This is a genomic window from Inquilinus ginsengisoli, assembly GCF_031453975.1.
In the GTDB taxonomy this organism is placed as follows: Bacteria; Pseudomonadota; Alphaproteobacteria; order DSM-16000; family Inquilinaceae; genus Inquilinus; species Inquilinus ginsengisoli_A.
On sequence record NZ_JAVDPW010000001.1, the window covers coordinates 113,659 to 129,155 of the forward strand.

General features: G+C 69.5%; 15 protein-coding genes. 10 read left to right on the forward strand and 5 right to left on the reverse strand.

Going from position 1 to position 15,497, the window contains the following annotated elements; translation table 11 throughout:
• Nucleotides 1-14 precede the first annotated feature (14 nt).
• Complete coding sequence (locus tag E9232_RS00635; RefSeq protein ID WP_309791469.1) at nt 15-431, forward strand: cupin domain-containing protein; 417 nt, start codon at nt 15-17, stop codon at nt 429-431.
• Nucleotides 432-564: 133 nt separating this feature from the next.
• Entirely contained in the window at nt 565-1,050 is a 486-nt protein-coding gene (locus tag E9232_RS00640; RefSeq protein ID WP_309791471.1) for an RrF2 family transcriptional regulator, read from the forward strand.
• A gap of 165 nt (nt 1,051-1,215) precedes the next feature.
• On the opposite strand, the gene E9232_RS00645 is transcribed toward E9232_RS00640, so the two are convergent.
• Nucleotides 1,216-2,628, reverse strand: coding sequence for an FAD-binding oxidoreductase (locus tag E9232_RS00645; protein WP_309791473.1), 1,413 nt, complete (start codon nt 2,626-2,628; stop codon nt 1,216-1,218).
• Between the two features lie 11 nt (nt 2,629-2,639).
• On the reverse strand, nt 2,640-3,620 hold the full coding sequence (locus E9232_RS00650; protein ID WP_309791475.1) for an L-threonylcarbamoyladenylate synthase: 981 nt from the start codon (nt 3,618-3,620) through the stop codon (nt 2,640-2,642).
• Nucleotides 3,621-3,769: 149 nt separating this feature from the next.
• On the opposite strand from E9232_RS00650, the gene parA reads away from it, so the two are divergent.
• From parA to E9232_RS00665, 3 genes are all read left to right on the forward strand, one after another.
• Entirely contained in the window at nt 3,770-4,384 is a 615-nt protein-coding gene (gene parA / locus E9232_RS00655; protein WP_309791476.1) for a ParA family partition ATPase, read from the forward strand.
• Between the two features lie 83 nt (nt 4,385-4,467).
• On the forward strand, nt 4,468-5,241 hold the full coding sequence (gene hisN / locus E9232_RS00660) for a histidinol-phosphatase (RefSeq protein WP_309791478.1): 774 nt from the start codon (nt 4,468-4,470) through the stop codon (nt 5,239-5,241).
• A complete protein-coding gene (locus E9232_RS00665; protein ID WP_309791480.1) occupies nt 5,241-5,690 on the forward strand; it encodes a nucleoside 2-deoxyribosyltransferase in 450 nt (149 codons plus the stop codon). Before hisN ends, E9232_RS00665 begins: the two co-directional genes overlap by 1 nt.
• A 54-nt stretch (nt 5,691-5,744) precedes the next feature.
• Here the strand turns inward: E9232_RS00665 and E9232_RS00670 are convergent, their stop codons facing one another.
• Nucleotides 5,745-5,900, reverse strand: a complete 156-nt coding sequence (locus E9232_RS00670; RefSeq protein ID WP_309791483.1) for a hypothetical protein — start codon at nt 5,898-5,900, stop codon at nt 5,745-5,747.
• A 101-nt stretch (nt 5,901-6,001) separates the two neighbouring features.
• Nucleotides 6,002-6,532, reverse strand: a complete 531-nt coding sequence (locus E9232_RS00675; protein WP_309791485.1) for a SixA phosphatase family protein — start codon at nt 6,530-6,532, stop codon at nt 6,002-6,004.
• A gap of 80 nt (nt 6,533-6,612) precedes the next feature.
• Here E9232_RS00675 and E9232_RS00680 point away from each other — a divergent pair, with 80 nt between their 5' ends.
• The 5 genes from E9232_RS00680 (at nt 6,613) to E9232_RS00700 (ending at nt 14,388) form a co-directional block, all read left to right on the forward strand.
• Nucleotides 6,613-8,133, forward strand: coding sequence for a helicase HerA-like domain-containing protein (locus E9232_RS00680; RefSeq protein ID WP_309791486.1), 1,521 nt, complete (start codon nt 6,613-6,615; stop codon nt 8,131-8,133).
• Between the two features lie 129 nt (nt 8,134-8,262).
• A complete protein-coding gene (locus E9232_RS00685) occupies nt 8,263-9,675 on the forward strand; it encodes an adenylate/guanylate cyclase domain-containing protein (protein ID WP_309791488.1) in 1,413 nt (470 codons plus the stop codon).
• Nucleotides 9,676-9,883: 208 nt separating this feature from the next.
• Nucleotides 9,884-10,531 (forward strand): hypothetical protein, encoded by a 648-nt coding sequence (locus E9232_RS00690; protein WP_309791489.1) that lies wholly within the window; start codon nt 9,884-9,886, stop codon nt 10,529-10,531.
• Nucleotides 10,532-10,970: 439 nt separating this feature from the next.
• Entirely contained in the window at nt 10,971-11,888 is a 918-nt protein-coding gene (gene ppk2, locus E9232_RS00695; protein ID WP_309791490.1) for a polyphosphate kinase 2, read from the forward strand.
• A gap of 217 nt (nt 11,889-12,105) precedes the next feature.
• Nucleotides 12,106-14,388 (forward strand): phosphocholine-specific phospholipase C, encoded by a 2,283-nt coding sequence (locus E9232_RS00700; RefSeq protein ID WP_309791492.1) that lies wholly within the window; start codon nt 12,106-12,108, stop codon nt 14,386-14,388.
• Between the two features lie 75 nt (nt 14,389-14,463).
• Here the strand turns inward: E9232_RS00700 and E9232_RS00705 are convergent, their stop codons facing one another.
• The gene (locus E9232_RS00705; RefSeq protein WP_309791493.1) at nt 14,464-15,444 is read right to left on the reverse strand and encodes a heparin lyase I family protein; all 981 of its coding nucleotides are present in this window, start codon (nt 15,442-15,444) and stop codon (nt 14,464-14,466) included.
• Nucleotides 15,445-15,497 lie beyond the last annotated feature (53 nt).

The window sequence follows — 15,497 nt, forward strand, 5'->3', positions numbered from 1 at the left end:
CCGGGAGATCGAGAATGTTCACCAGAATCCTCTGCGGCCTCGCTTTCGCAGGCCTCCTCGTCACCGTGGCCTCGGCCGATGGCTGGGCGGCCGAGAAGGCCAAGGTGTCGGTGGTGTTCGACCGCGCGCTGCCGAACGTGCCGGGCAAGAGCATGAAGGGCGTGCTGGTCGAGTACCAGCCGGGGGGCGCGTCGCCCGGGCACACCCATGCCCACTCCGCCTTCATCTACGCCACGGTGCTGCAGGGGGCGATCCGCAGCAGCGTCAACGGCGCGCCGGAGAAGGTCTATCACGCCGGCGAGAATTTCTACGAAGAGCCGGGCGCGCATCACGGCGTCAGCGCCAATGCCAGCGCGACCGAGCCGGCGAGCCTGCTGGCCGTGTTCGTGGTCGACACCGACGAGACGGTGCTGACCACCGACGACAAGTAGGGCAGGCGGCCACGTCCCGGGCCCGGATCGTGGTTCCGTTGATCGCTGCGGGGAATTGCATCACCATCGGCCGCGCGACCGCACCGGGCTCATCCGACGCATCGGTCGGACCGGATAAGGCAGGACCCAGCGCATGCAGTTGAAAAGCCAGGTCGAGTGGGCGCTGCACTGCTGCGCCATACTCTCAGGGCTCCCGGCCGGCCGGTACCTGGCGACCAAGGTCCTCGCGGAATTCCACGGCGTGCCGAAGGAATACCTGTCCAAGGCGCTGCAGGGCCTGTCTCAGGCCAAGATCGTCGAAAGCACCCTGGGTCCAGCCGGGGGCTACCGCCTGGCCAGGGGGCCGGACCGGATCAGCTTCCTCGACATCGTCGAGGCGGTGGAGGGCAAAAGCTCCACCTTCGTCTGCAGCGAGATCCGGAAGAACAACCCCTGCCGGCCCACGGGACATTGCGAGACCAAGGCCTGCTCCATCGCCCGGGTGATGTGGCAGGCGGACCAGGCCTGGCGGAATTCGCTGAAAGGCGTGCTGCTGTCCGATCTGGGCAAGATGCTCGAGACGGACATCCCGGCCGATCTCTACCGGAAAAGCTTCGAATGGGTGCTGGCGCGGGCCTGATGGCCGGCCAGGTGCTGCGGCGCAGGCTTACACCGGGGGTGCAAAGCCACCCCCTTCATTGTCATTGCCCGGCTTGACCGGGCAATCCAGGGGCCACGAAGAGCCGCTCTGGCCGCCCCTGGATGCCACGGTCAAGCCGTGGCATGACAAGCAAAGGCGGTATGCTCAGGCCCGGACCACCTTGCCCGGGTTCATGATCCCGGCCGGATCGATCGCCTGCTTGATCCGGCGCATCAGCTCGATCTCGATCGCCGGCTTGCGCTCCGCGACCTCGTCGCGCTTCAGCAGGCCGACGCCGTGCTCGGCGCTGATCGACCCACCCATCGCGGCGACGATGTCGTGCACCCGGTGGTTGATCTCCGCCCCGCGCCCCATGAAGGCGGCACGGTCGGCGCCCTCAGGCTGGTTCAGGTTGAAATGGATGTTGCCGTCGCCGAGATGGCCGAATGGCACCACCCGCGCACCGGGAATCGCGGCCTCGACCGCCGCCGTGGCCCGCTCCAGGAACGCCGGCACCCGCGCCACCGGCACCGCGATGTCGTGCTTGATCGACCCGCCCTCGTGGCGCTGGCCCTCGACGATCGCTTCGCGCAGGTGCCAGAAGGTGCGGCGCTGGGCCTCGCTGGCGGCGATGACGGCGTCGTCCACCAGACCGGCCTCCAGGGCGTGGGCCAGGATCGATTCCAGCTGCTGCGCCAGCGGCGCGTCGGCGGCGGTGGAGGACAGCTCCAGCAGCACGTACCAGGGGTGGGGTTCGGCCAGCGGGTCGATGACGCCGGGCACGTGGCGCAGGGCGAAGTCGATCGCCAGGCGCGGCATCAGCTCGACCCCGGTCACCGCGCCGCCGGCCTCGGCCCGGGCGCGGCCGAACAGGGCCACGGCCGCCGCCGGGTCGGGCACCGCCACCAGCGCCGCAGCCACGCTGCGCGGGCGCGGAAACAGCTTCAGCACCGCCGCGGTGATGACGCCCAGCGTGCCCTCGGCGCCGATGAAGATCTGCTTCAAATCATAGCCGGTGTTGTCCTTGCGCAGGGCCCGCAGCCCATCCCAGACCCGGCCGTCGGGCAGCACCACCTCCAGCCCCAGCACCAGGTTGCGCATGCTGCCGTAGCGCAGCACCGCGGTGCCGCCGGCGTTGGTCGACAGGTTGCCGCCGATGCGGCAGCTGCCCTCGGCGCCCAGGCTCAGCGGGAACAGCCGGTCGGCCGCCTCCGCCGCCGCCTGGACCTGGGCCAGGACCACCCCGGCCTCGACCGTGATGTGGTCGCCCTCGGCGTCCAGCTCGCGGATCGCGGTCAGCCGGTCGGTGGCCAGGATGATCTGGCCGGCCTCGGCCACGGCGCCGCCGACCATCCCGGTGTTGCCACCCTGCGGCACGATGCCGATGCCGCGGCCGGCGCACAGCTTGACCACCGCCGCGACCTCGGCGGTCGACCCCGGCCGCACCACGACCCCGGCAGTGCCGCGGTAGTTGCCGCGCCATTCCTGCAGATAGGGTTCCAGGTCAGCAGCATCGCGCAGCACGGCCTGGGGGCCGATGAGGGCGATCAGCTGGTCGATCAGCGCGGCATCGTTCATGGTCCGGTTCCCTACGGGCGGGGGGCCGCGGCGCGGCGCAGGCGGTCGTTGATCGCGGCGCCCAGGCCGGTCTCCGGGATCGGTACCACCGCGATGGTGCCGGCTCCGGTCTTGTCCAGCGCCCGCAGCATGGCGAACAGGTTTGCCGCCGCTTCGGCCAGGTTGCCCTTGTCGCTCAGGTTCATCACCTTCGGGCCGCTGCGCAGGTCGGGGCCGAAGGTCAGCAGCACTTCGCCCGGGCCGATGGCGCCGGCGTTCAGCCGCACCTGCGCCCGCGGGGCGTAGTGGCTGGCCAGCTGGCCGGGCGAGGCCGGGCGGTCGGGATCCTTCTCCGGCACCGCGATCGGGCCCAGCAGGGCGGTCAGCTCCTCCACCGTCACACCGCCGGGGCGCAGCAGCACCGGCTGGTCGCCGGTCAGGTCCAGCACGGTCGATTCCAGCCCGACCTCGCAGCGGCCGCCGGCCACCACCATCGCCACCCGGCCGGACAGCCCGTCCAGGACATGCTGCGGCGTGGTCGGGCTGACCGCGCCCGAGACATTGGCGCTGGGCGCCGCCACCGGGCGGCCGACCGCGGCCAGCAGCTTGCGCGCCGCCGGATGCGCCGGCACCCGGATGGCCAGGCTGTCCAGCCCGGCCGAGGCCAGCAGCGACACGCGCGCGTCCGCGCGCCGCGGCAGCACCAGGGTCAGCGGCCCCGGCCACAGCGTCTCGGCCACGCGCCGGGCGCGGGCGTCGAACAGCACCAGGTCCTCGGCCTGCTCGGCCTCGGCGAGGTGGCTGATCAGCGGGTTGAAGCTGGGCCGCCGCTTGGCCTCGAAGATCGCGGCCACGGCGCGGTCGTCGGTGGCGTCGCCGCCCAGGCCGTAGACGGTCTCGGTCGGGAAGGCCACCAGCCGGCCCTCGCGCAGCAGCGCGGCGGCGCGCGCGATGCCGCTGGGGCCGTCATCGACGATCTCGGTCTTGGCCGAAGGGGTTTCGGGGGTGCTCATCCCCCGTTCTATAGCCCGATCCGGCGCCGGGGGGCCATGCGCAGACAGTGAATCGGACATCCCCGACGCAGGGCCGAAGGCCTGTGGTGATATCATGTTGCACTGCAACAAAAGTCGCGCGACAGTGCTTCCACAGCAGGAGAACAAGAATGGCCGGTCGAACCATCACCGTGGCGCAGCAGAAGGGCGGGGCCGGCAAGACCACGCTGGTCGCCCATCTCGCCGTCGCCTTCGTCCGGTCCGGCCTCACGGTCGCGGTGATCGACATCGACCCGCAGGCCAGCCTCAGCCGCTGGGTCGAGGCGCGCGGCGCCAATCCCGGCTTCAGCCACCAGCACATCACCGGCTGGCGCGTGCCGGCCGAGGTCGACAAGGCCCGCGCCAGCCACGACGTGGTGCTGATCGACAGCCCGCCGCACGCCTCCTCCGACGCCCGCATCGCGGTGCGCGCGGCGCAGCTGCTGCTGGTGCCGGTCCAGCCCAGCCCGATGGATCTGTGGGCGACCCAGCCGACCCTGGCCCTGGCGGCGGCGGAGAAGGTGCCGGCCCTGATCGTGCTGAACCGGGTGCCGGCGCGGTCCAGCATGGCGGATGCGCTGGAGGTCGAGATCGCCAAGCTCGGGATTCCGGTGCTGGCCGAGCGCATCGGCAACCGCACCGGCTTCGCCGCGGCGATGCTGACCGGCCGCACTTTGGTCGAGACCGCGCCCAGCACCAAGGGGGCGGACGAGATCCTGGCCCTGGCGCACGCGCTCAGGGGCTGACGTCCGGTCAAGGCTTGCCCCATCCGTCGTTTCCGGCGAGGCTGCGGCCCTCCCGCCCGCCCGTCGCTGAACGAGTCCGTCCGATGACCGCCGATCCCTTCGTCGCCTTCGCCGAAAGCCTCGCCGACGCCGCGCGCCCGGTGGCGATGCGCTGGTTCCGCACTGGCATCGCGGTCGAGGACAAGGCCGACGCCTCGCCGGTGACCCTGGCCGACCGCGCGGTCGAGCGCCAGCTGCGCCAGATGATCGGCGAGCGCTATCCCGAGCACGGCATCCTGGGCGAGGAGCAGGGCGGCGAGGGCATCGACCGCGACCTGGTCTGGGTGCTGGACCCGATCGACGGCACCCGCGCCTTCATCGCCGGGGTGCCGATGTTCGGCAGCCTGATCGCCCTGGTCCGGAACGGAACCCCGGTGGTCGGGGTGATCGAGATGCCGGCGCTGGGCGAACGCTTTACCGGCCATGCCGGCCACCCGACCCTGGCCGACGGGAAGGTGTGCCACACCCGCGACTGCGGCGGGCTGGACCACGCCATCCTGTCCGCCACCTCGCCGGAGATGTTCTCGGGCGCCAGCGCCGAGGCCTTCGGCCGGCTGGCCAGGGCGGTGAAGCACCGCCGCTACGGCCTCGACTGCTACGCCTTCGCCCTGGTGGCGCTGGGCTGCATCGACCTGGTGATGGAGCGCGACCTGCAGCCCTATGACTACATGGCGCTGGTGCCGGTGATCGAGGGCGCCGGCGGGGTCATCACCGACTGGCAGGGCAAGCCGCTGGGGCTCAATTCGACCGGCGAGGTGCTGGCCGCCGCCACCCCGGCGCTGCACCGCGCCGCCCTTGCCATGATCGGAGCCGCCTGATGCCGCGCCTGTATTTCGCCGCGCCGCTGTTCTCGGCGGCCGAGCTGGTGTTCAACGCCGTGCTGGTCGAGCGCATCGAGGCGCTGGGCTTCGACGTGTTCCTGCCGCAGCGCGATGGGGTCGAGAGCCGCCGCGAGCCCTGGGCCTCGATGACGCCGGAAGACCGCCGCCGCGTCCTGTTCGACACCGACCGCGACCAGGTCTTCGCCTGCGACGTGCTGCTGTATGTGCTCGACGGACGGGTGCCGGACGAGGGTGCCGCGATCGAGCTCGGCATGGCCTATGCCCATCGTCAGCTGACCAAGCCGGGGCGCCGCCTGGTCGGGCTGCACACCGATTCGCGGGCCGCCTTCCTCGGCGCCCGGCTGAACCCGATGCTGGCGGGCGCGCTCGACGTCGTGTTCGAGGATGCCGACGCGCTGTTGGGATATCTCGCCGGCATCCGCTGAAGGCTGGTCCCCGGCCGGGCCGCCGCTCTCCGTGCCGCGGCCCTAGCCGGAAGCTCAGCGGTAGTAGCCATACGGGGCAGGATGGGCATAGACCACGGCCGGCCGGGCGTAGTAGGCGGGCCGCACGGGATAGACGACACAGCCGGCCAGGGAAGCGGCCGCGGCCAGGGCGGCGGCGAGCTTGAGCAGACGTGCAGGCGTGGGCGACATCACGAGGGTTCTCCGGTTGCGGTCCACACCCGATCGGGGGTGCATGGACTTCACGCCGGATAACGTCGTGTCCGTCGAAAAGATCCATTCCTTACAAGGAGTTAATCGTCCTCCGGAACGGCGCCGACCGTCTTCGGCGTCTCGAAGGCCACCAGCCGGCCGCTGCCGCCGGCCTCGGCCCAGCGGTCGATCGGCAGCTCGATCACCGCCAGCCCGGTGGTCGGCACCTTGCCGGCCAGCCGGGCCAGGGCCGCCGATTCGCCCTTGGTCGACAGCCGGCGCGCCAGCTGCTCGGTGTCGGGGTTGTGGCCGACCACCATCACCACCGCCGCCGTATCCGGCGCCTGGCGCAGCCGGGCCAGCACCCCGGCGCCGCCGACCAGATAGAGGCCGCGGTCGAACACCGTCTCCGGCGCGATGCCCCAGGCCTCCAGCGCCAAAGCCAGGGTCTGCCGGGCGCGGGTGGCGGTCGAGCACAGCACCAGGTCGGGCACCGGGCCATGCGTCTTCAGCCATTCGCCCATCTTCGGCGCCGCCTCGCGGCCGCGCGCCGCCAGCGGCCGGTCGTGGTCGGCCAACTCGGGGTCGTCCCAGTCGGATTTCGCGTGCCGCAGCAGGATCAGGGTCTTCATTGCGCCTCCCAGCCGTCATACCCTGCGTGAGGGGCGACCGATCGTCCAGACATGTCGGCCGCATGGCCGTGGGAGACAGGATGAGCGACCAGACCGGGCTGTATTTCGCCAAGGGCCAGCGCGAGCACCAGCTGCTGCTCGGCCTCGGCAACCGGCACGGGCTGATCGCCGGCGCCACCGGCACCGGCAAGACCGTGTCGCTGAAGGTGCTGGCCGAGGGCTTCAGCAAGGCCGGCGTGCCGGTCTTCGTCGCCGATGTGAAGGGCGACATCGCCGGCATCTGCCAGCCCGGCACCGCCAACCCGAAGCTGGCCGAACGGGCCAGAACGCTCGGCCTCGGCGACCTCGCCTTCCAGGCATTCCCGACCGTGTTCTGGGACCTCTACGGCAAGCAGGGCTACCCGATCCGCGCCACGGTGGCGGAGATGGGGCCGCTGCTGCTGTCGCGCCTGCTGCAGTTGAACGACACCCAGGAGGGCGTGCTCAACATCGCCTTCAAGGCGGCGGACGAGAACGGGCTACTGCTGCTCGACCTCAAGGATCTGCAGGCGCTGCTGGCCTTCGTCGCCGAGAACGCGTCGACCTTCACCGGCACCTACGGCAACGTCTCCAAGGCCTCGGTCGGCAGCATCCAGCGCCAGCTGCTGGTGCTGGAGCAGCAGGGGGCGGAGGCGTTCTTCGGCGAGCCCGCGCTCGACCTGATGGACCTGATCCGCACCGGGTCGGACGGGCGCGGCGTGGTCAACGTGCTGGCGGCCGAGACCCTGATCCAGGCGCCGCGGCTCTACGCCACCTTCCTGCTGTGGCTGCTATCTGAGCTGTTCGAGCGCCTGCCCGAGGTCGGCGATCCCGACAAGCCGAAGCTGGTGTTCTTCTTCGACGAGGCGCACCTGCTGTTCGACGACGCGCCCAAGCCGCTGGTCGAGAAGGTCGAGCAGGTGGTGCGGCTGATCCGCTCCAAGGGCGTCGGCGTCTACTTCGTCACCCAGAACCCGATCGACGTGCCGGACAAGGTGCTGGCCCAGCTGGGCAACCGCGCCCAGCACGCGCTGCGCGCCTTCACCCCGCGCGACCAGAAGGCGCTGAAGGCCAGCGCCGACACCTTCCGCACCGAAGGCAAGCTCGACGTCGTCAAGGCGCTGCAGGAGCTGGCGGTGGGCGAGGCGCTGGTCTCGTTCCTCGACGGCAAGGGCATCCCCGAGGTGGTCGAGCGGGCGCTGGTCTGCCCGCCGGTGTCGCGCATCGGCCCGATCACCGATGCCGAGCGCCGCACGGCGATCGCGGCCGGCGGGCTGGACCTCAAATACGCCACCGCCATCGACCGCGAGTCGGCCTATGAGAAGCTGACGGCGCGGGCGGCCGAGACCCAGCAGCAGGCCACGACCGCCGCCGAGGCCAAGGCCCAGGCGAAGGCCGGGCCCAGCATGGTGGAATCGATCTTCAAGGACGTGGTGCGCAGCGCCGGCAGCTCGGTCGGCACCCAGCTCGGCCGCAGCCTGGGGCGCAGCGTCGGCGGCACCGCCGGCGGCACCTTCGGCAGCTCGATCGGCCGCGCTTTGGTGCGCGGCGTGCTCGGCTCGCTGTTCGGCGGACGGCGGTAGGGACCTTTCAGGACTCCTAAACATCGTCATTGCGAGCGCAGCGAAGCAATCCATGCCAGGCGGCACCATGGATTGCTTCGTCGGCTTCGCCTCCTCGCAATGACGATTGAGGAGGGGTATGCTCCGGCCATGCACGACAACGACGCCCTGTTCGACGCCCTGCGCCGCTCGGCCGACGCCGGCGTGGTCGACGCCATCGAGGACCTCGTCCGCAACGGCCGCGACGAGGAGCTCGCGCGCCTCAACGCCCTGGGCCTCGCCACTGCCCGCGGCCTGGATGAGGAGAAGGTGATCGCGGCCCTGCTGCACGCGTCGCGGCTGGGCCTGTTCGAGATGTCCTGGAACATCCTGTGCCCCAGCTGCGGCGGCGTGCTCGGCGCCAACGCCACGCTGAAGAGCGTGCGGCAGCAGGATTATCATTGCGCGTTCTGCGCGCTGGACAGCGAGCCGACGCTCGACGACACGGTCGAGGTCAGCTTCACCGTCAGCCCCCGCATCCGCAGCATCGGTGCCCACGACCCCGACAGCCTCGGCTTCTGGGACTACCACCGGCAGGTGTTCTACGGGTCCGGCCTGGCCTTCCCCGAGCCGGGCATGTTCGACGCGCTCAGCCGCAAGGCCCTGCTGGAGGCCGTCGAGCTGAAGGCCGGCGAACGCATGATCCTGGCCCTGCAGCTTCCGGCCGAGACCGTCATCATCTTCGACCCGGTGACCCACACGGCGCATCTGGTCGAGAGCGCGGGCGAGCCGACGGCGGACCGTCGCGAGATCACGATGATCTTCACCAGCGCCCGTGCCGAAGTCGGCCGCACCACCCTGGCCCCGGGGCCGCTCCGCCTCCTGTTGGACAACCGCACCGAGCGCCGGGCCCTGGTCGGCGTCTATGTCGCGGGCCCGGAGATGTGCAGCCTGATCGGCGGCCGCCGCCCGTTCCTGACCGCCAAGCGGCTGCTGACCAACCAGACCTTCCGCGACCTCTACCGCACCGAGACGCTCGACGTCGAACAGCGGCTCAAGATCATGAGCCTGACCTTCCTGTTCACCGATCTGAAGGGGTCGACCGACCTGTACGAGCGGGTCGGCGACCTCGTCGCCTACGACTTGGTGCGCTCCCACTTCCAGGTCCTGCACGAGATCGTGGCGTCCGAAGCCGGCGCCGTGGTCAAGACCATCGGCGATGCCGTGATGGCGACCTTCCCGGAGCCGCGCCGCGCCGTCTCGGCCGCGCTGCGCATGCGCGACTCGATGCGCCAGCTCAACGCGCGGCGGGGGGCGGAGGAGCTGATCCTGAAGATCGGCATCCATGAGGGGCCGTGCCTCGCGGTGAACCTCAACGATCGCCAGGACTATTTCGGCCAGACCGTCAACATCGCGTCGCGGGTGCAGGCGCTGGCCACCGAGGACAGCATCTTCGCCACCCAGGCGATCGTCCGGGACGCGGATTCGGCCCGGCTGCTGTCCGCGCGCGGGGTGGACGCCACGCTGCAGGCCCTGACCCTCCGCGGCGTCGGCGACCGCGTGCCGGTGTTCGCGATGACCTGACGGGGGCGGTTGCGTCCGGATCGCGTCGCCTTTTCGCCCCCTCATCGTCATTGCGAGCGCAGCGAAGCAATCCATGCCAGGCGGCGCCGTGGATTGCTTCGTCGGCTTCGCCTCCTCGCAATGACGGAGGGGGAGGGGCGGCGCGCCCGTCGTCCCGTAAACACTTTGTTCATTGCGCAAGCGGTTCAGTTTGTTCATGATATGTTCCATGGACACCGCGCCGATCGACGCCGCCCCTGCCGAGACCCAACCGGTCGATCCCGACCGGGAGTGGACGGTGTGGGCGCTGGGCACGCTGCGCGAGCTGGTCGACATCGACATGCGCACCGCCCGCCGGCTCGAGGGCCAGCACATCGTGGCCGGGAACCGGTTCGAGCCGCCGGTGATCGATTTCGCGCTGTCGCAGGCCCGCATCGCCCGTGCGGTGCGCCTGACCATCGCCATGACCGAGCGCATCCGCGAGGCCTACCGGACCCGCAAGGACGCGGCGGAGAAAGCCGCCGCCGAGGTCCAGGAGCGCCGGCAGCGGCGGCGGGCGCAGGTCGCCCGCGCCGTGGCCGAGGAGCTTGGGCCCGAGCGGCCGGCCGGTGCCAAGGCGGCCGCCGCACCGCGGGAGAGCCTGACCGAGACCGAGCCGCTGGACGTCGAACTCGACACCCTGCCGATCGACGAGATCGTGCGGCGCATTTGCCGCCGCCTCGGCCGCGAGCCGGGCCGGCTGCCCCAGGGCTGGGACGAGGTCATCGCCGGGGACGAGGCGGCCGAGCCGCTGGACGAGGCGCTCACCGATCCGCCTCCCGAAGCGCCCGAGCCCGGCGAGCCCGCCCCGCCGGCCCGCAAGCCAGATAGCAGTTGAGGGGCGCTCCGTTCGCGTTGCCTCTCCCGCTTTCGGGAGAGGTCGGAGACGCGAAGCGGCTCCGGGTGAGGGCTCTTTGTCGAGGCCTGGGCCCGCCCTCACCCGGTCGTCCTGCGGACGCCCGGCCTCTCCCGTCAGGCGGGAGAGGCAACGCGAAGAGCTGACTGAGTCGCCTCACCCGCCCCCCCAATCGTCATTGCGAGGAGGCGAAGCCGACGAAGCAATCCATGGCGCCGGTACGAGCGGCCCGATGGATTGCTTCGCTGCGCTCGCAATGACGAGGGAGGGGTGGCGGGAGAGGCGCCGCGCCTTTCCTCTCGGGTCGGAAAAGGACGTCGGCCCATCATTTCATCGGCCGGACCGGCCCGACCGGCGACGGCTGTCACCAAACTGCATAACCTTCCAGGTACATGGGGGGTGAGCAGCAGGAGACAGGCACATGACCGAGCTGAAAGACACCGGGACCCGCAGCTGGCTCGAGATCGAGCTCGAGGACGACATGGACGAGGAGCTCGAGCAGGCGGTCGACGACGCCCGCATCGCGCCCGAGCTGCGCGCCCTGCTGGCGACGCGCAAGAAGAACAGCCTCGACCGCCACACCTATTTCAACGAGCTGCTGCGGCTTCAGAGCGAACTCGTGAAGCTGCAGGACTGGGTGCAATACAAGGGCCTCAAGATGGTGGTCCTGTTCGAGGGCCGCGACAGCGCCGGCAAGGGCGGCGCCATCAAGCGCATCACCCAGCGCGTCAATCCGCGCACCTGCCGGGTGGTGGCGCTGCCCGCCCCCTCCGACCGCGAGAAGACCCAGTGGTACTTCCAGCGCTATGTGCCGCACCTGCCGGCGGCCGGCGAGATCGTGCTGTTCGACCGCAGCTGGTACAACCGCGCCGGCGTCGAGCGCGTCATGGGTTTCGCCAGCGAAGGCCAGGTCGAGGACTTCTTCCGCGACGTGCCGGAGTTCGAGCGCATGCTGCTGCGCTCCGGCATCATCCTGGTGAAGTACTGGTTCTCCATCACCGACGAGGAGCAGCAGCTGCGCTTCCTGATGCGCATCCACGACCCGATCAAGCAGTGGAAGCTGTCGCCCATGGACCTGCAGTCCCGCGTGCGCTGGGAACAGTACACCAAGGCCAAGGAGGCCATGTTCGAACGCACCAGCATTCCCGAGGCGCCCTGGCACATCGTCGAAGGCAACGACAAGAAGCGGGCGCGCCTGAACTGCATGTCGCACCTGCTGTCGGTGGTCCCCTATGAGGAGGTGCCGCATGAGGAGATCGCGCTGCCGGAGCGGGTGTTCGACCCGAACTACGAGCGCCGCACGCTGCCGGAGGAACTCTACGTGCCCCACCGCTACTGAGGCACAAGAGCCGGGCGCGGCGACACCGCGGACGTGGAAGCCTCAGGGAAGCATTCATCGATAAGGACGTTGCGCAAATGGATTTCGGTGTGCCGATCAATATTGGATTCGGCTTCGAATCTTGACGTAAAAGGGTAACAGTCTTTGTGTAACCGTGGCGCGCGCAACTATCAGCCCCCCATTCTCTCGCGCTGACATCTCCCCGAGGTCGCACCCCATGGTCACACAGAAACGCCGTGATTTCCTTCGCATGAGCGCCGCCTCGGTGGGCGTCGCCGCGGGCGGTTCCGCCTGGCTGGACCTCGTCCAGCGGGCACTGGCCACCGAACCTCATCGCGTCCACAACGACATCCGGGATGTCGAACACGTCGTCATCTTCATGCAGGAGAACCGGTCGTTCGACCATTACTTCGGCATGCTGCCGGGCGTGCGGGGATTCGGTGACCCGCGGCCGGTTCCGCTGCCGAGCGGCAAGCCGGTCTGGTACCAGCCCGAAGGCACCAATCCCACCGTCAAGATCAGCGACCACGTCTCGCATGACAAATGGACCGCGAAGGACACGTGGTATCAGCCGGATCGCAGCAAGCGGCAATCCCGCTACGTCCTGCCGTTCGCACTCAGCGGCACGGCCGGAACCGCCAACTTCCAATACGCCGGCGACCTGGACCACAGCTGGAAGGCATCCCAGGACATCTGGCAGGATTGGGACGTCTGGGTCCCGCTCAAGAGCAAGCAGACGATGGGGTATCTCACCCCGGAGGATCTGCCGTTCTACACTCTGCTGGCGAACAACTTCACGGTCTGCGACGCCTACCATTGCTCCGTCTTTGCTGCGACGGACCCCAATCGGCTCTATCTCTGGTCCGGCACCTGTCCTCCGCCGATGAATTTCCCGGACAACTACAGCCGGGACGACAAGGGCAATGAGGTCTACGTCGCCGATATCCGCAACGACAACAATTCCAAGATCACCCCTGCCATGTATGGCGATTCGCCGACCGCCAAGAAGACGGCAGTCGCCGCCGGCGTGGCGGATTGGCTGACTTATGCCGAGGTGCTGGAGAAGAACGACGTCAGCTGGAAGGTGTTCCAGGAATACGACAATTACGGCGACAACTATCTGCAGTACTTCAAGAATTTCCGCATCGACAGCACCGGAAAGCCGATCAGTCAATCGCGGGACGACAGATTCAAGGGCCTCTATGAGCACGGCCGGACCTTCGCCGCTTCGAGCACGGTGCTGGGAGAGAGTGTGATCGACCAATTCCAGAAGGCGATGGAATCGCCCGAGGGCCTGCCGCAGGTGTCCTGGATCGTGGCGCCCTACAAATATTGCGAGCATCCGTCGGCGGCTCCGGGGGATGGGGAGAACTTCACCGCGGCCATCCTGAACGCCCTCGTCCAGAACCCGAAGGTGTGGGCCAAGACCGTCTTCCTAATCATGTATGACGAGAACGACGGCTATTTCGACCACGTCCCGGCTCCCATCCCGCCGATCACCAACGCCTATGGCCAGACCACGCTGGCGCAATGCGGCGCGGATGAAATCATGACCGGGACGACCCCGGTCGGCCTGGGGCCGCGCGTGCCGATGCTGGTGATCTCGCCCTGGAGCGTGGGCGGGCGGGTGTGTTCCCAGCTGTTCGACCACACCTCGGTGCTGCGCTTCCTCGAGGAATGGCAGATCGCCAAGGGCGCCGATCCCCGCAAGATCCGGTGCCCGAACATCTCCCCGTGGCGCCGGACGGTGTGCGGCGACCTGACATCGGCCTTCGACTTCAGCGGCGGGAAGAATTGGCCGGCGGCGGTGAAGACCGTGCCGACCCCGCTGAAAAATGGCACTGGCCCCCTGGCGGTGCCGAACCCTCAGGCCCTCCCCAGCGTCACCTATCCGTTCAAGCGGGCGGCCTGCCCGCTGCCATATCGTTTCTTCGTCCACGAGAACGTCACGCGCGACGGCGAGTTCGGCATCGATTTCGACAATCTCGGAAAGGTCGGCGCCCACTTCATCGCCTACCGGAACCCGGGGCAGGATCGCCAGGCGGCCTACCACTACACGGTCGAAGGCGGGAGATCGCTCACCGCCACCCTGCAGCCCGACGACGTGGACGGCCAGTATCACTGGAGCGTCTTCGGCCCGGATGGCTATCTCGCGGAGTTCAAGGGCATCGCGGATCAGCCCAATCGGCGTCGCAAGCCCGAAGTCCGGCTCGACTACGACCGGGATGGCAGGGGGGTTCGGGTGACGTTGCGGAATTCCGACGACCGGCCGTGTGAATTCGAAGTGTCCGAGGCCTACAATTCCCTGACCAGAACGCAGTCCGTCAGGGCCCGGTCCACAGAGGAACTGCATTTTTCAGTGTCGAGGTCGTTGTCCTGGTTTGACGTGAGCGTCCGGCTGAAGTCGGAACCGGGCTTCCTGCGGCGCTTCAGCGGCCGTGTCCAGACCGCGGACGAAGCCTGGAGCGACCCGGCCATCGGGAAACCCCAGCCGGCCTAGCGGATTGCCGGCCCGGCCTCGCCGTCCTCCATCGCGGCGGCGAGGCCTGCCTCGAAAGCAGCCACGGCCGCGGCGCTACTGGTCGAAGCGCCGCGGGTCGACCTCGGCGAAGCTGCCGCCACGGGAGAAGTCGTCGAACCTCACCACCAGCGGGTTGGGCGACGGGTCGCGATAGGGCCCGAACTTGAAGTACTGGGCGCCGCCATCGCGGAAGCCGACCGGGCCGCGGATGGTGACGATCGGACGGCCGTCGGCCCAGATCTCGATGAGGTCGTCGGGCCCGGCGGCGACGCGCAGATGCACCACCATGTCGACCCAGGCGCCGAAGGGCGACGGCAGCGGCCCCTTGCGGTCGATGGTCAGCCCATGGCTGCAGTCGCCGCGGCGGTCGGTCGGCAGCCTGCCGCCGACGGTGTCCTCGCCGCCATGCAGGAAGCTGGGATAGCCCGGGAAGTCCGAGAAGTCGTAGCCGTCCTGCCAGGCCACCAGCACCCGGCATTGCTGTCCCGGCGTCGGGCCCTCCTGCTCGACCGTGATGTGGAAGGCGCCGTTCTTGAAGCGCTGCGCCAGGATCGGGCTGTGGCCGCCGCTCTGCTTCCACTGGCCGATGATCAGGCGGTTGCCGTCGGTCCGCACCGGCTCGTCGATGCGGAAGCTGAAGCCGAACCAGCGGTCGGCGCCGTTCGGCTCGGCCGGCTGCAGCCACAGCTCGGCGCGCTGGTCGCGCTCCGGCGCGAACACCGCGCCCGGCATGGTGTCCATGCAGCCGCTGCGCCGCCGCCTGGCCTCCATCGGCGGGATCGCGGCCGGCACCGCATCCCCCGGCAGCAAGGCCATGCCGGCGGCGTAGCGGCCGGACCGGACCACCGTGTCGTCGATGAAGAAGCGGTTCTCCTGGCGCGGGCAGGGGGCCCAGACCTTCGGGTCGATGCGCCCCGATTCGAAGCCGTCCGAGATCTCGGCCGCCATCGCCGGCGCGGCGGTCGGGAGCAGGCTGGCCAGGAGCAGGACGACCGGCAGCATCGGCTGCCGCAACAGGGCTGCGAGCATGATCATCGCGGTTGGTGTCGGGCCACGCACGATAGGGGCCCGCCCGGGTGCCGCCAAGC

What these genes read in the sequence shown, in the direction of transcription:
- E9232_RS00635 (WP_309791469.1), top strand. Translation starts at nt 15, where the DNA reads ATGTTCACCAGAATCCTCTGCGGCCTCGCTTTCGCAGGCCTCCTCGTC.
- E9232_RS00640 (WP_309791471.1), top strand. Translation starts at nt 565, where the DNA reads ATGCAGTTGAAAAGCCAGGTCGAGTGGGCGCTGCACTGCTGCGCCATA.
- E9232_RS00645 (WP_309791473.1), bottom strand. Translation starts at nt 2,628, where the DNA reads ATGAACGATGCCGCGCTGATCGACCAGCTGATCGCCCTCATCGGCCCC.
- E9232_RS00650 (WP_309791475.1), bottom strand. Translation starts at nt 3,620, where the DNA reads ATGAGCACCCCCGAAACCCCTTCGGCCAAGACCGAGATCGTCGATGAC.
- parA (WP_309791476.1), top strand. Translation starts at nt 3,770, where the DNA reads ATGGCCGGTCGAACCATCACCGTGGCGCAGCAGAAGGGCGGGGCCGGC.
- hisN (WP_309791478.1), top strand. Translation starts at nt 4,468, where the DNA reads ATGACCGCCGATCCCTTCGTCGCCTTCGCCGAAAGCCTCGCCGACGCC.
- E9232_RS00665 (WP_309791480.1), top strand. Translation starts at nt 5,241, where the DNA reads ATGCCGCGCCTGTATTTCGCCGCGCCGCTGTTCTCGGCGGCCGAGCTG.
- E9232_RS00670 (WP_309791483.1), bottom strand. Translation starts at nt 5,900, where the DNA reads ATGTCGCCCACGCCTGCACGTCTGCTCAAGCTCGCCGCCGCCCTGGCC.
- E9232_RS00675 (WP_309791485.1), bottom strand. Translation starts at nt 6,532, where the DNA reads ATGAAGACCCTGATCCTGCTGCGGCACGCGAAATCCGACTGGGACGAC.
- E9232_RS00680 (WP_309791486.1), top strand. Translation starts at nt 6,613, where the DNA reads ATGAGCGACCAGACCGGGCTGTATTTCGCCAAGGGCCAGCGCGAGCAC.
- E9232_RS00685 (WP_309791488.1), top strand. Translation starts at nt 8,263, where the DNA reads ATGCACGACAACGACGCCCTGTTCGACGCCCTGCGCCGCTCGGCCGAC.
- E9232_RS00690 (WP_309791489.1), top strand. Translation starts at nt 9,884, where the DNA reads ATGGACACCGCGCCGATCGACGCCGCCCCTGCCGAGACCCAACCGGTC.
- ppk2 (WP_309791490.1), top strand. Translation starts at nt 10,971, where the DNA reads ATGACCGAGCTGAAAGACACCGGGACCCGCAGCTGGCTCGAGATCGAG.
- E9232_RS00700 (WP_309791492.1), top strand. Translation starts at nt 12,106, where the DNA reads ATGGTCACACAGAAACGCCGTGATTTCCTTCGCATGAGCGCCGCCTCG.
- E9232_RS00705 (WP_309791493.1), bottom strand. Translation starts at nt 15,444, where the DNA reads ATGATCATGCTCGCAGCCCTGTTGCGGCAGCCGATGCTGCCGGTCGTC.